The sequence below is a fragment of the Euzebyella marina genome, from assembly GCF_003687485.1.
Taxonomy (GTDB): Bacteria; Bacteroidota; Bacteroidia; order Flavobacteriales; family Flavobacteriaceae; genus Euzebyella; species Euzebyella marina.
Genome location: NZ_CP032050.1, coordinates 3,579,006 through 3,594,061, shown reverse-complemented (window position 1 = coordinate 3,594,061; position 15,056 = coordinate 3,579,006). Strand labels below are relative to the sequence as shown.

Genomic DNA, 15,056 nt, shown 5'->3' with positions numbered 1-15,056 from the left:
ATATCTCATTGTTGAACAATGCAAGCCTAAAGTAATGAATAAAATAGGCGGTCGCCAAAAATCTGTTAAGTAATAGGTTAGGCTTTGCACGCCATTTCGGTTTTTTTATTTTTGCAGGATGAAATTTTTACAACTCTTCAAAAAAGTAAGGGTGAAAAGAGGCTTTCCATTACTTTTAATGATGGTGGCCGTGGGTTGTGGTTCCTTTTTCAAGAAAGAGGAGCCCGAGTATATTGCTCGGGTAGGCGAAAACTATTTGTACAAAGAAGAGGTATCTAAACTTTTGGCACAAGGTATTTCGAAAGAAGACAGTGCTTCGTTCGTTACGAATTATATCAATAATTGGGCTTCAAAACAATTGCTGTTAGATAAGGCCAAAATCAACCTTCCGGAAGACAAACTATCGGAGTATGATGCTTTGGTAGCAAACTATCGTACCGACCTTTATACAAGGGCGTATAAAGAAGCATTGGTTCGTCAAGGAAGCGATTCTATCATTAGTAATTCGCAATTGGAACAGTTCTATGAAGCTGAGAAAGAGAATTTTAAGCTAAAAGAAAAGGTAGTTCAATTGCGATTTGTAGAGCTTCCCAAACAATTTTTGAACAAAGATGAAGTTATTGATAGACTAAAGAGCTTTAAACCAGAAGATAAGGTTTATTTAGACAGTATAGGGGTACAGTTTAGAAAACTGAACTTTAATGACTCACTTTGGGTCAGTGCTGCCAGGGTTATAGGTGAAATACCTCCATTAACATTTGAAGATGCCGATAAACATCTAAAAAAATCACAATTTTTCGAGTTAGAGGATGAGAAGGGGGTATATTTGGCTAAAATCGTCGATGTAAAAGAGGTGAACGAAATTGCACCTTTGTCTTATATAGAACCTCAAATAGAACAAGTTCTTCTAAGCCGTAGAAAGCTCGACTTTCTTCGTAAACTGGAGACTGAAATATTGGATGAGGCCATTAAAAAAAATGAATTTGAAATCTATACAGATGATGAATAAAGTATTAGGATTATTTTCTTTGATGTCAGTAATCGCCATTACGGGCTTTGCACAAGAGACGGTTACAGAGCAAGATGCGCAAGATGAAGCATTAGTAACTACAGAAACTGAAGCACCCGTCGTAACTAAAGATACCGTAAGAAACTTCAAGAAGGTAAAACTTGATGGTATTGCCGCCGTAGTCGGTGATTATGTAATTCTTGATTCCGATATCGAAAAGACATTGATCGATTTAAAAAGCCAAGGCGCCTCAACGGCAGATATTACCCGCTGCGGACTTTTAGGAAAACTGATGGAAGACCGTCTGTATGCTCACCAAGCGGTTCAAGACAGTCTTTTGGTATCCGATGATGAGGTGGCAGCGACTACCGAGCGTCAGATACAGGGGTTCGTACAGCAGATCGGTTCGATGGAAAAATTGCTGAAATTCTATAAGAAGGAAGATGAGGCTAGCCTTCGTGAAGACATTAACAAGATCAACAAGTTGAGAATGCTTTCTGAAAAAATGCAGGGAAGCATTGTTGAAGGTGTAGAGATTACGCCGGAAGAAGTTCGTCAGTTCTATAATAAGATTCCGAAAGAAGAGCGACCTGTTTTTGGTGCAGAAATGGAAATCGCACAAATTGTAAAATCTCCTGAACCATCAGAAAAAGAAAAGCAAAATGTTGTAGATAAACTCAATGCCATCAAGGCAGATGTAGAAGACAATGATGCTAGTTTTAGCGTGAAGGCCATTCTTTACTCACAAGACCCAGGCTCTAAGTCTAAAGGTGGTTTTTATAGTATTACAAAAGAAACCGGTTTTGATAAGACCTTTAAAGATGTTGCTTTTAGCCTTAAGGAAGGTGAGATTTCAGAACCTTTTGAGACCCAATTTGGATATCATATTATTTATATTGAGAAAATAAGAGGCCAGGAATTGGATTTGAGGCATATTTTAATGCAGCCTGAAATCTCCCAAAAGGCCCTGGATGATGCGAAATCGGAACTTGACACCATTAGAAAGCATATTTCAGAAGGTAAGTACACCTTCGCCCAGGCGGCTTTGAATTTTTCAGATGAGAAGGAAACTAAATTTGATGGTGGGCTGTTAAGAAACCCTACCACTTTCGATAGCCGTTTTGAGCTTACCAAAATGGATCCGACCCTTTACAATCAAGTAAGAAATCTTAAAGATGATGAGGTTTCTAATCCTATCTTGGAGCAAGACCCAAGGGGAGGAGGTCCGAAATACAAAATTCTTAAGGTGACCAATAGGTTCGATGAGCACGAAGCAGATTTTGCGAAAGACTACCTGAAGATCCAGCAATTGGCGAAGACAGAAAAGCAATACAACGAGATTAAAAAGTGGATGGACGAGCACATCGAAGAAACCTATATCAGTGTTAATGAATCTAACCACGATTGCGATTTTGCCAATAACTGGGTAAAACAGTAATTGCATGTCAGATGTAACGGCAATTGAAAACCTGGTTGAAAAGCATAAGGCCCTCAAAAATGAAATCGCCAAGGTAATAGTTGGCCAAAATGAGGTAATTGATCAGATTCTTTTAAGCATCTATACAGGGGGGCATTCTTTATTGATTGGTGTGCCCGGGTTGGCAAAGACCTTAATGGTCAATACCATCGCCCAGACCTTGGGGCTAGATTTTAAGAGAATTCAATTTACACCTGATTTAATGCCCAGTGATATTCTCGGTAGCGAAATATTAGATCAAGACCGAAAATTTAAATTTATCAAGGGGCCTGTTTTTGCCAACATAATTTTGGCAGATGAAATCAATAGAACTCCGCCAAAGACCCAAGCTGCTTTATTGGAAGCGATGCAAGAAAGGGCTGTGACAATTTCCGGTGTGCAACATCAACTTTCACTCCCATATTTTGTTTTGGCTACCCAAAATCCTATAGAGCAAGAAGGTACTTACCCTTTACCAGAAGCCCAATTAGATAGGTTTATGTTCGCTATCGAACTTAAATATCCGTCTATAGCCGAAGAAATAGAGGTGGTTAAAACGACTACTACCGATGATACGGTAACCGTTAATCCTTTGTTCAATGCAGATGAGATAGTAGCCGTTCAACATTTGATAAGACGCATTCCCGTACCCGAAAACGTGATTGAATATGCCGTGAAACTCGTGAACTCCACCAGGCCGAATTTAAGTGGCACTTCAGAATTTGTTCAGCAGTACATAGATTGGGGAGCGGGGCCGAGGGCCTCACAAAACCTTATTTTGGCGGCAAAGGCCCATGCAGCGGTGAACGGTAAATTCTCACCCGATGCCGAAGATGTTCAGGCAGTTGCTATAGGCATATTGCGTCATAGAATTATTAAGAATTACAAGGCAGAGGCGGAAGGTATTTCAGAAGAGCAAATAATTGCCGAATTGCTCTAAATCACTATCTGAACTAGAGTTGTTTTATCACCAGATACTTCAATTTTCTTGGTAAACTAAAATCCTTTCAAACAATCGATTTTAGCGTTCAATTTTATTCCCAAAAAAATAGGTTTTGGCAGGGTTCGCAATCCGTTTAGCTGCCATTTTTATCACAGAATTCTCATTATTATTTAAATTGATTAAAAACACCGCAATCCTACCCTAAAAATTTTATTTGCCCCTTCTATTTTATTAATTTTACGGGATTACAATAACCTAAAACAAGATAAAATAATGGCATTCGATATCGATATGATAAAAGGGGTGTACGCCAACATGGCCGAGCGTGTTGATAAGGCCCGTGAAATAGTTGGCAAACCTCTTACCCTTTCGGAGAAAATTTTATATTCCCACCTGTGGGACGGTAACCCTACCACTGCATTTAAAAGGGGGAAAGACTATGTTGATTTTGCTCCGGATCGTATTGCCTGTCAAGATGCCACGGCTCAGATGGCCCTTTTGCAATTTATGCAGGCCGGAAAGAAAAAAGTGGCCGTTCCAACTACAGTTCACTGTGATCACTTGATACAAGCAAAAAGTGGTGCTGCGAAAGATTTGCAGTCAGCCAATAGCACTAGTGCCGAGGTTTTCGATTTTTTAGAGTCGGTTTCGAATAAATACGGAATCGGTTTCTGGAAACCAGGTGCAGGTATAATTCACCAGGTAGTTCTTGAAAATTATGCATTTCCTGGAGGAATGATGATAGGTACCGATTCTCACACGGTGAACGCTGGTGGTTTGGGTATGGTGGCCATTGGTGTTGGTGGTGCCGATGCAGTTGATGTAATGGCCGGAATGGCTTGGGAACTTAAATTTCCTAAATTGATAGGAGTCAAATTAACCGGTAATATTTCTGGTTGGACTTCCGCAAAAGATGTAATTCTTAAAGTAGCCGGTATTCTAACCGTTAAAGGTGGTACAGGTGCAATCATTGAATATTTTGGTGAAGGTGCCAAGAATCTTTCATGTACCGGTAAAGGTACTATCTGTAATATGGGTGCTGAGGTAGGTGCAACTACTTCCACTTTTGGTTACGACGATTCTATGGAGCGTTACCTAAGAGCTACCGACAGAAGCGATGTTGCCGATGAGGCTAATAAAGTAAGAGAATATTTGACTGCAGACGAAGAGGTGTATGCCAACCCTGAGCAGTACTTTGATGAATTGATTGAGATAAACCTAGATGAGCTTAGGCCGCATTTGAACGGACCATTTACCCCAGATTTGGCTACGCCAGTAGGTGAGTTGGGTGTGAAGGCCAAAGAAAACGGATGGCCAATCAATGTTGATTGGGGGTTGATCGGTTCTTGTACCAACTCTTCCTACGAAGATTTGACTCGTGCAGCCTCTATCGCAAAGCAAGCTATTACCAAGAAAATTAAGCCGAAGTCAGATTTCGGTATTAACCCAGGTTCAGAGCAGATTCGCTATACAGCCGAACGTGATGGTCTGTTGCAAATCTTCGAAGATTTAGGAGCAACCGTGTTTACCAATGCATGCGGGCCATGTATCGGTCAGTGGGATAGAAGTGATTTGAAAGGAGAGGAAAAGAACACCATTGTACATTCTTTTAACAGAAACTTCTCTAAAAGAGCCGATGGAAACCCAAATACCCACGCATTTGTTGGTTCACCGGAAATGGTAGCCGCAATTGCCATTTCAGGTAAGTTGGATTTTGATCCGATGAAAGATTCTTTGATCAATGAAGATGGTGAGGAAGTGAAGCTTGATGAGCCTATGGGCATTGAATTGCCAATTAAAGGCTTCGAGGTCGAAGATGCAGGTTATTTGGCACCAAAGGAAGATGGTTCAAGTGTAGAAGTAAAAGTTGCTACTGATTCTGAGCGTTTACAAATATTGAGTCCTTTTGAGCCTATTCAACCTGAACAGATGAAAGGTGCAAAATTGTTGATCAAGGCTTTTGGTAAATGTACTACGGATCATATTTCTATGGCGGGCCCTTGGTTACGTTTTAGAGGTCACTTAGATAACATCGCCAACAATACGTTGATTGGTGCTGTTAATGCCTTTAACAAGAAAACCAACTTTGTGAAGAGTCAACTGAGCGGTGAATATGGCGGTGTACCCGATGTACAGCGCGAGTACAAAGCGAAGGGTATCAGAACTATTGTGGTGGGTGACCATAACTATGGTGAAGGTTCTTCTCGTGAGCATGCAGCGATGCAACCTAGACATTTAGGGGTAGCTGCGGTATTAGTAAAATCTTTTGCCCGTATTCACGAGACCAATCTAAAGAAACAAGGTATGTTGGCCTTAACGTTTGCCAATGAAAGCGATTACGACCTTATTCAAGAAGATGATACTTTCAACTTTGTTGATCTAGCTGAATTTGCTCCTGATAAACCTTTGACCATTGAAATAGTTCATGCAGATGGTTCAAAAGATACTATCAAAGCAAACCATACTTATAACGCCGCCCAAATTGGTTGGTTTAAAGAAGGTTCTGCGTTGAATGTAATTAAAAGAGAAAATGCCGCCTAAAGTTTGGTAAGCATTAAATTTAGATAAAAAACTCCCGCTGCTAAGTGGGAGTTTTTTAGTTTTGGGCAACATTAACCGAGTATGAAACGTAAAACCGTTTTGACCCTAGCGGTCATAGCTATAGCTCTTTCCTTTTTTGTAACCCCTGTTGGGTATTGGTCAAAAGTTTGGTTGATGCAAATTTTTGCCTCGGCCCCGGAAATAATTAAAGAACCGAATCAAGATAAAATAGCCGGCTATGACTGGAGTCTGAAGGATGCGGATTGGAATTACTTCAACTTTGAGAAATCAAAAGGTAAACCAGTTTTCATTCACTTTTGGGCCTCATGGCATTTACCAAGTGTATCTGAATTGGCAGATATTCAAAAATTGTATGAGGGGTTTAACGAGGATGTTGACTTTTACGTGGTGACCAACGAAGAGCGCGAACCCGTTGAAGAATTTATGTCAGAGAACAAGTTTACTTTTCCCATAACCTATCGAATCGTTGGCGAACCTGCGCCTCTTAAAATTCCTGAGCCATCAGGAACTTATATAATTGACGGGCAAGGGCGAATCGCAGTAAAATCTGTAAAGAACAAAGATTGGTATAATGATGAGATAGTGTCTTTGTTAACTAAACTCACCCAGTAATCAATTCTTAAAGTATTTAAACGGAACAAGCAGCATACCGAAACATTCCCCGTGACTTTTACCCAAATGTTTGTGATGCATTTTGTGCGCCCTTCTTACACCTTTAGCGTACCAATGGTTGGTGTTACGAAACATTTTGAACCTCTGATGAATAAAGATGTCGTGAACCAGAAAATAGGCTATACCATAGGCTAAAATACCAAAACCTAGGGGCCACCCGTACCAAAACCAAGTTTGAGCACCCAAATAGAACAATACCATACTTACCACGGCATAAAAAACAAAAAAAGCATCGTTTCTTTCAAACCATGAATCGTGGTCTTTTTTATGATGATCTCTATGCAGGCTCCAAAGAAAGCCATGCATGATGTACTTATGTGTGAACCATGCCATAAACTCCATAAAACAAAAGGTTCCCACAAAAATTAAAATCCAAATTAAAATTGTCATACTATACGAGGTTGAGTTTATAATTTACATAGGATCTCGCCAGTAAACCAAATTTTTCATAATTAGGTACCCTGATACGTACGTTCTTAATTTCCAGTGGAGGAGTGTTCTGTAATTTTTTGAGCAAGCGATAATAATATCTATAGGCTGTATAAACCCCAAATTGAGCCTCTGGTGGTAGTTTTACGATACCTGAATATCCGAGTGCAAAATCAGCCTTTATGTCGTCAACAATACTTGTTTTGGTGATTTCGTCAAGCTCTTTAAAATTAGTGTTCGGAAAGTAACTTCGGTTGAGTTCTTCGTAATCAGCCTTTAAATCTCGAAGAAAATTGACTTTTTGAAATGCGGAACCCAAAGCCATGGCAGATTCTTTTAAGTCGTTATACTTTTCTTCATTGCCCTTCACGAATACCTTCAAGCACATTAGACCTACCACATCGGCAGAACCATAAATATATTCTTTATACTCGTCATCTGAGAGATAAGTACTTTTATATAAATCGGTTCGCATACTTTTCATAAAAGAAGCCACCAAATGATAAGGTATGTTATAATTATGATAGGTATGTTGAAAAGAATTAAGAATCGGATTTAGACTGATTTTGTTCTTTAAAGCCTTATCCAACTCGATTTGAAACTCATTGAACAGTGTTTCTTTATCATAGTCATGAAAAGAATCAACAATTTCGTCTGCAAATCGAACAAAACCATAAATATTGTATATATCGGTTCTTATCGATGGCGATAGCATTTTGGTAGCCAGACCAAAAGAGGTGCTGTATGATTTGGTGACCACTTTACTACAGCGGTACGATACATTGTCAAATAGTGCCTTCATAGATTTTACTTAAGATTTTTCATGATGAGTTCGGAAACTAATTTTCCTGAAATTAATGCTGGCGGCACCCCGGGTCCGGGTACTGTCAACTGTCCGGTAAAGAATAAATTCTTCACCTTTTTACTCTTTAGTTTGGGTCTTAAAAAGGCTGTTTGTGTTAATGTATTGGCCATACCGTAGGCGTTACCCTGGTATGAGTTGTACTCTTCTATAAAATCGTTTACGCAAAAAGACTCGTTTAAAATGATGTGGTTGCGTACATTTTGTTTCGTGAGCTTTTCAAAACGATCCATGATTATATCAAAATATTGTGCACGTAGTTGAGGGGTATCTTCGAGCCCCGGGGCAATCGGAACCAGAAAAAAACCGGTCTCTTTGTCTTTAGGTGCCATTGAACTATCAGTTACCGAAGGAAAGTTGGCATAGAACAAAGGATCTTGAGGCCATTCGGGGCAATCATAGATACTTTCGGCATGGGCTTGAAAATCGGTATCAAAAAAGAGGTTGTGGTGTTGTATGTTGGCTAATTTTTGGTCGAAACCAATGTAAAACAGGAGGGAAGAGGGAGCAAATACCTTATTCTTCCAATAACCTTCACTGTATTGGCGATATTCGGGCACTAACAGACTCTCTGAATGGTGATAGTCTGCCCCGCTCAGAACGATATCGGCCTTTTTTTCTTCGCCATTGGTAATAACTCCTGTTGCGATGCCATCGGTCACCACAATATTCTTAACCGCACTGTCAGTAATTATTTCTACCCCCAGTTCAGTTGCCAATTGACCCATCGCCTTGATTACTTCGTACATGCCACCTTTGGGATGCCATGTGCCGAGACCAAAATCGGCATAGTTCATAAAGCTGTAAAATGAAGGAGTATTATCGGGTTTTGCACCTAGAAAAAGAACGGGAAATTCTAAGGTCGCTACCAATTTCGGATTCTTGAACTTTTTTCGCACTTCGCCGCTAATAGTCTTAAAGAACTGGTCTAGTCTAAGTACGGTTTCAGGTGTAACGAGCTCTAAAGGTGAAAGACCAGGTCTTAAAACTACCTTATTAATCGCTATATCATAGTTTTTCTGTGCCCTTGATATAAAATTTCGGAGATGTGGAGAGCTTCCTTCTTCAATGCGCTCAAATTCTAAACATATTTTCTCCAAGGTATCACCAATAGTAACTACCTCATCCTTAAAGAATATAGAATAAGCGGGATTTAGGCGATCTAGGTGATAATAGTCGGAGGTGCTTTTTCCGAAGTCTCTGAAAAATTTCTCAAAAATATCTGGCATCCAGTACCAGCTAGGGCCCATGTCAAAAGTGAACCCCTCTTTTTTCAACTGCCTAGCCCTACCGCCGATAGATGCGTTCTTCTCGTAAATAGTAACGTCATAACCGCTTTTTGCCAGATAACAAGATGCCGACAAAGAGGAAAATCCTGAACCGATTATGATTACTTTTTTACCCATTTAATGTTTTATAAATTTTGTGTTACCTCTTCAATTGACGTAAAGGTTCTAATATTATCCGGCAGCTTCTCCGAATTCAAGTATTGCACTTGTTGACCTAAAAGCCACAATTCTGGGTGATTGAACTTTTTGGCAATCTCTTGAAAGTCATTGATATATTTTTCGATGTAATCTTTTGTAGGATCAACCGTGAAATAAGAAACAAAGCAAACATTATCGAAATACTTTAAAACTTCGGTCAGATTATCTAGCGGCACCGTTTGCCCTAGGTAAATAGATCGATAACCTCGCCTTACAATTTCATAATTGATAAATAAAAGGCCTATTTCGTGAATTTCGTTGTCGGGTAAAAAGGGAACAAAAATTTTATCATTTCTGTTGGGCTGCTTGCTTTGATGCTCCTCGGTATTGACAACAATTTTCTGTTTGATCAGGTTGGTCAGAAAGTGTTCGTGTGCCGGACTTATAGTATCTGTTTGCCAAAGCATGCCCAACTCATTAAGTAGTGGTATGAATACCTCTCTAAAAATTTCATGAAATTTTTTATGGCCTTGCAAACCATCATAGGTTTTCATGAACAGCGTTTGATCGAAATTGATCATCGAAAGTTTAAAAGCATTGATGCTATGGTTCTTTACACTGTTGTGGGCAACAATATCGCGAACCATTTCAGGAATATTCTGATCCGGTATTTTCGCAATTTTTGAAATTTTATGACCGTGGTTGTATAGAAGGGTGATGTTCAATAATTTCTGAAGGCTGCTCAGTGAATAGGTTCTAATATTGGTACTGGTTCTTTCAGGTGATAGCAAATCGTACCTTTTTTCCCAAATTCTGATGGTGTGCGCTTTGATTCCGGAAAGATTTTCCAAGTCTTTGATGCTGAACCTTTTTTTAATATTGTTCATCTTTTTTTAAAGATTGTTAAACAAATTTATAAAATTAATTGATTACTTAGCCGTTTTGACCTTTTTGTTTTTCAAAAGGTACTTAAAAAAGATGGGCGACGCCCTACGAGATATTAAATAAGGCCAATAAAAAAGCCATCTTCAATCAAGAAGATGGCTTTTGTGCGCACGAGAAGACTCGAACTTCCACGACCTAATGGTCACCAGCCCCTCAAGCTGGCGCGTCTACCAATTCCGCCACGTGCGCGGAAAAGAAACCCTAATAATTCTTAGGGCCTGCAAATATCATGAAAATAGATTTTTTATAAAAGAATTAAAGTCGAAATATCGTAAAACAAAAAGCATGGCCTATACCATGCTTTTTTATGACACATTTATTAAATCTCTATCAGGTCAAAAGTTAAACCCTTCTAATTACCGATAGCGGTAGGCTATCTGGGCCAATTGACCGACAATCTTAACCGAATCTTTCATTGAAAGTTTTGATCCATCAGCATGAATCCAGCGCTTTAGGGGCTGCTCACAAATCAATCTTTTGGCCTCTTCTTTGCCGTAGTACCTTCTCATACGCATGAATATCTCTACATCAAAAAGCCATTTGGTAACAAATTTCTTTTGAAACATATTAGTAACGATATCCCTGTCCATAATCTTGGCACCACATTGGGTGTCTTGAAAGGGCATGCCTAATATTTTTTGAATGATCATGTTAATAGTGATGCTGATAATTTTTCGGGCCGATTCTTTGGTGATGTTCGCTCCCATACGACTTATTCGTGATCCGCTTACAATCTTGAACTCTGAGTTTTCAAGGGTTTTTACCAAATCATCAAAATCACGAAAATCGGTAGATAAATCAGCGTCTAAATAACCGATATAATCAAGTTGCTCATCTTTGGACAAATGAAGTACGCCCTGCCTTACGGCTTCGGCCTTTCCTCCGTTTTTCTCACAATTGTAAACACTTATATTATTTTCATTGCCTTTTTGAAGTTCTTTCAATACAGCCAATGTATTATCGGTACTACCATCATTTACAAAACACAGATGGTAACCAAGGTTCTGGTAGGCAAATTTTTTGAACTCATCGCTTGACAACCTTTCTTCTTCGTTATAGCACGGTATAACAACCCCCACGCAATGTTTCTGCAACATCTGGGTGTCGGTGGTCGTCTTCTGATTACTACTATTTTCGGGTACCCCAACAATTCTTTTGATTCGGGCAGACATCTCATCTAGACTTACCGGCTTCTTCATGTAATCTTCGATGCCTAACTCAAAACCATCGACAATGACCTTTTCATCGGTATTGCCTGACATAACGATAATAGGAGTTTTTGAGCTTCTATCTTGCCTTATGTACTGAACTACATTCAAGCCAGACATTCCGGGCATGTTTATGTCAAGTAGAACCAAATCTGGTTCAAACGAATCGAAAAGTTCAATTCCTTTTTCACCATTATTGGCCGTGGCTACCTCATAACCAATTTCAGTAAGTCTTTTTTTGACTGACATTAAAATCAGTTGCTGGTCATCAATCGCTAATATCTTCATACGGATCGAGTTTAGATTTGGGTATTTTGGTTTTTCGTACAGTTTTAGACTGCCTTTGCTGAGCCTAGATTATATATTAAGGTAATCACTGTGCGATTTTCTAAGTACATAACAATAATTTCCTTTATTTATTGTTGTTATTTCTTACATAATTTGTTTAAATGAAGGGAACTAATACATTATTGGTAGTGGCCCTGTTCATAGGGGTGGCATTTCATGGATCAAGTATATTCTTCACTTTAGAATATACGTATGATGCTTTAATACACCTTTTCTTTGCCGACCATTACGCCAATAGCTGGTTCGAACCTTGGGATTACCGATGGTATACCGGTTTTACGGTACAGGGTTATCCGCCCCTAGTTCACCAAATGATAGGTATCTTATCATATATCGGGGGGCTGAAATTTGGTTTGTTTACCGTCGGTCTACTGGCTATTTTATTATACGTTACTGGGGCCTACCGCTTTGGATTGTTGATGACGGGCGACAAAAAGGTGGCCGGTTATACAGCTATATTGGCAGTGTTTTCTTCGACCTTTATTGAAACATTGCACATTTTTGGACAATTACCGAGCATATCGGCCCTGTCTATATTAATGCACAGTCTCACAGAGATTTACCTATGGTTGAAAACGGGTAAAAAACTGTATTTGTTTACCAGTTTGTCGTTAATTGCGGTAACGGTAACAAGCCATCATGTTACCCCTATTTTCGGAATGGTTTTCTTCATATTTCCATTGATAGGCATGGTTCTAATGGATGTCTCTAGAGACAAGGTCAATTCCTACAAAGAGCTTACTTTTTTTGTTTTTTGGAAATCGTTCCGGCAACTCTTTTGGCGCATTGTTACTTTTGGTTTTTGCTCATTGATTCTCATTGTTACCTGTATTTTACCTTATTGGATCAATTCAAAGAAGAACCCTATTACACAGGTACCCATTCCACATGGTTCAAGAGACAATTTTTTAGAAGTAACTTCTTCAGGATTGGTTTTTTTTATGATTCCTTGGGGAATTCTTTTGTTTTTGATTCCTTATATTTTTTATAGATTCTACAGCAAGAGATACCTCTTTTTCGGGCTTTCAATGACCATGTTGACCATCTTAGGTACCGGAGGTACGACACCGATTCCTTTAAAAATATTAGGTGAAACGGCATTTAATATTCTGACGTTAGACCGCTTTACACTTTGGGCCACTATTATGGCCCTCCCTATTTTTGGGGAATTTGCCTATCGAATGGTAGAGGGAGATATCAAAGATAAGATTCAAAGAAAGTTCGGTTCGGTCTACCATCGAATTCTTGGCGGTTGTATTGCTGGGGGCGTTCTATTCATGGTCATTTTCACCATGAGTCTTGGTTATTTTAGACCATCACAGCCAGCTAAAATCAAGATGCTTCCAATTGTCAATTTTTTAAATCAAGACCAGCACGACCGATGGCGTTACCTGCCTTTGGGTTTTGGTGATCAAATGGCGTGGCTTTCGGCGCAGACCAAAGCGATGACGGTTGACGGAAACTATCACTCTGCACGACGTCTTCCCGAATTGACGACCAGGGCGATAGAGCGCCTTGAAAATTCTAAATTTAGAGGGGTCGAGGGCATTGGTTCATTGCAACAGTTTTTGACGGTACCTGAGAAATACAACTTGAAATATATCTTTTCGAACGATAAATTTTATGACCCCCTATTGTATTTCTGTGGTTGGCAGCGTTTACAACAGTTAGAAAACGGAATCATGGTTTGGGAAAAGCTGAATGTGCCCCCCATGCCTGCCATTTTACCGAAAGATGATGTGCCCAAATGGTCAAAGATAATGTGGGGTGTCATTCCCATATTAACCGTTTTAGTGGCATTTTTCATCAATGTTCAAATGTTATGGTTTCGGGTTCTTAAGTCGAAAATATTACCCGAACCAGATTATTTCAGGTATCGGGTTGCGTATAAAAGATTTCCTAACTTGATGGTTCTGGCAAACCATGTTTGGGCATTGGTGGTTTTGGTTTGTTTAGGATATGGTATTTATGTGTTTTACATACATAATACGAGTCAACGTTCTCCGGAAAATGTGATTACTTCATACTACAATGCTTTGGATTTTAAAGAGTTTGAAACCGCTCATTCTTATTTAGATAAGGAGAAAGAGGTGCCCATTGCCCAGTACATGCTAGAGGTTTCCGTTACCGACGGAATCTTAAGTTCATATGCCAAACTTGATGCTATGGAGGTTTCCATAACCGAAGAAAGTGAATCGGGAGCAAAGGCTATCGTAAATACCGATTGGGTTACCCCTCTAGAGCGTGTTCATAAAGTTTATTATCATGACTTGGTCAAAAGAAACGGAAAGTGGTTCATATTACCATCCTACTTAGATACCGATATCCCGCCGGATCAGCTTTTTAGTTCGAACGACACCAAGTTCTACAACCACGGCCGCCGTAGAATTACGACACAACAGACCCACCATGAAGATGTTCTTAAACAACCGGTGCTTGAGGTCTTGGCCGCCAAACTTGTCTGTTATGATGGGCAGTACTCCGTAATCGGAGAATTACAGAATGTAGACAACATACCGGCCGATGTTGTTATCAAGGCAACGCTTTATAACGACGCCAACAAAGAATTGGCGAATTATGATGCGAAATATCATATCAAACATAAGTTGATGCCGATGGAGACAACCTCTTTTAAGATTAACTTTGAAGGTATTGCCTGGTCTCAAACAAAAGATACGATACCGCCAACGTTCAACCCTGATGAATTCACCCCTATAGAATTAGAAGAGCAACCGACTAAATTCAATTTACAATGCGCCGGTAACGTAGCTAACACCGATTTATATAAGGGGTTGACCATACAGTCTTTGAACCTTGAAGATGAGAAGGTGAGCGGTGAATTATATAATTCAGGAATACAGGAAGTTACCATTCCCTTATTACTGGTTTCTTACTATGATGAAGACCAAGAACTGGTATGGGTAGACCATAAATTTGTAAAAGATGGTGTTCGGGTTCAGCGCAAACAACCTTTTGAGTATTCTTTCGTTAATGTAGAAGGGCTCGACATTATTAATAGCAGCCTTAAAAATTGTTTTGTGAACGGATTACCGAATTCTTCAATAGCTAAAAAAGTGGTGCCTGATAGAGATCTTAGCCATGCCGGCGAACTGCTTCAGCCGTTCGACGGTGATAGTTTTGACTTTGTCAAGCTCGAATTGAACAGTTACATAGGAAATCCGAAGTAGAGAATAA

The 15,056-nt window shown here is 39.5% G+C and carries 11 protein-coding genes and 1 tRNA gene; 6 read left to right on the top strand and 6 right to left on the bottom strand.

Features of this window, described 5'->3' with window-relative positions:
* Positions 1-118 precede the first annotated feature (118 nt).
* From D1013_RS15340 to D1013_RS15320, 5 genes are all read left to right on the top strand, one after another.
* Positions 119-1,009, top strand: coding sequence for a peptidyl-prolyl cis-trans isomerase (locus tag D1013_RS15340; RefSeq protein WP_121849667.1), 891 nt, complete (start codon positions 119-121; stop codon positions 1,007-1,009).
* Positions 1,002-2,447: a peptidylprolyl isomerase gene (locus tag D1013_RS15335; RefSeq protein WP_121850755.1), complete on the top strand. Its 1,446-nt coding sequence runs from the start codon at positions 1,002-1,004 to the stop codon at positions 2,445-2,447. The genes D1013_RS15340 and D1013_RS15335 overlap by 8 nt, the downstream gene beginning before the upstream one ends.
* Before the next feature lie 4 nt (positions 2,448-2,451).
* Positions 2,452-3,405, top strand: coding sequence for an AAA family ATPase (locus tag D1013_RS15330; protein ID WP_121849666.1), 954 nt, complete (start codon positions 2,452-2,454; stop codon positions 3,403-3,405).
* Positions 3,406-3,681: 276 nt separating this feature from the next.
* Complete coding sequence (locus D1013_RS15325; RefSeq protein ID WP_121849665.1) at positions 3,682-5,949, top strand: aconitate hydratase; 2,268 nt, start codon at positions 3,682-3,684, stop codon at positions 5,947-5,949.
* Positions 5,950-6,030: 81 nt separating this feature from the next.
* Positions 6,031-6,582: a TlpA family protein disulfide reductase gene (locus tag D1013_RS15320; protein ID WP_121849664.1), complete on the top strand. Its 552-nt coding sequence runs from the start codon at positions 6,031-6,033 to the stop codon at positions 6,580-6,582.
* Here D1013_RS15320 and D1013_RS15315 read toward each other — a convergent pair whose 3' ends face one another.
* The 6 genes from D1013_RS15315 to D1013_RS15290 all read right to left on the bottom strand — a co-directional run bounded on the left by D1013_RS15315 (position 6,583) and on the right by D1013_RS15290 (position 11,801).
* The gene (locus tag D1013_RS15315) at positions 6,583-7,032 is read right to left on the bottom strand and encodes a sterol desaturase family protein (protein WP_121849663.1); all 450 of its coding nucleotides are present in this window, start codon (positions 7,030-7,032) and stop codon (positions 6,583-6,585) included. It abuts the gene before it with no gap.
* Position 7,033: 1 nt separating this feature from the next.
* Entirely contained in the window at positions 7,034-7,873 is an 840-nt protein-coding gene (locus D1013_RS15310; protein ID WP_121849662.1) for a phytoene/squalene synthase family protein, read from the bottom strand.
* A gap of 5 nt (positions 7,874-7,878) precedes the next feature.
* Positions 7,879-9,339: a bifunctional phytoene desaturase/3,4-desaturase gene (locus D1013_RS15305; RefSeq protein WP_121849661.1), complete on the bottom strand. Its 1,461-nt coding sequence runs from the start codon at positions 9,337-9,339 to the stop codon at positions 7,879-7,881.
* Positions 9,340-9,347: 8 nt separating this feature from the next.
* On the bottom strand, positions 9,348-10,247 hold the full coding sequence (locus tag D1013_RS15300; RefSeq protein ID WP_121849660.1) for a MerR family transcriptional regulator: 900 nt from the start codon (positions 10,245-10,247) through the stop codon (positions 9,348-9,350).
* Between the two features lie 163 nt (positions 10,248-10,410).
* Positions 10,411-10,494: transfer RNA gene (locus D1013_RS15295), tRNA-Leu, on the bottom strand.
* A gap of 167 nt (positions 10,495-10,661) precedes the next feature.
* Complete coding sequence (locus tag D1013_RS15290) at positions 10,662-11,801, bottom strand: response regulator (RefSeq protein ID WP_121849659.1); 1,140 nt, start codon at positions 11,799-11,801, stop codon at positions 10,662-10,664.
* 161 nt (positions 11,802-11,962) lie between these two features.
* Here D1013_RS15290 and D1013_RS15285 point away from each other — a divergent pair, with 161 nt between their 5' ends.
* Complete coding sequence (locus tag D1013_RS15285) at positions 11,963-15,049, top strand: putative glycosyltransferase family protein (RefSeq protein ID WP_121849658.1); 3,087 nt, start codon at positions 11,963-11,965, stop codon at positions 15,047-15,049.
* Positions 15,050-15,056 lie beyond the last annotated feature (7 nt).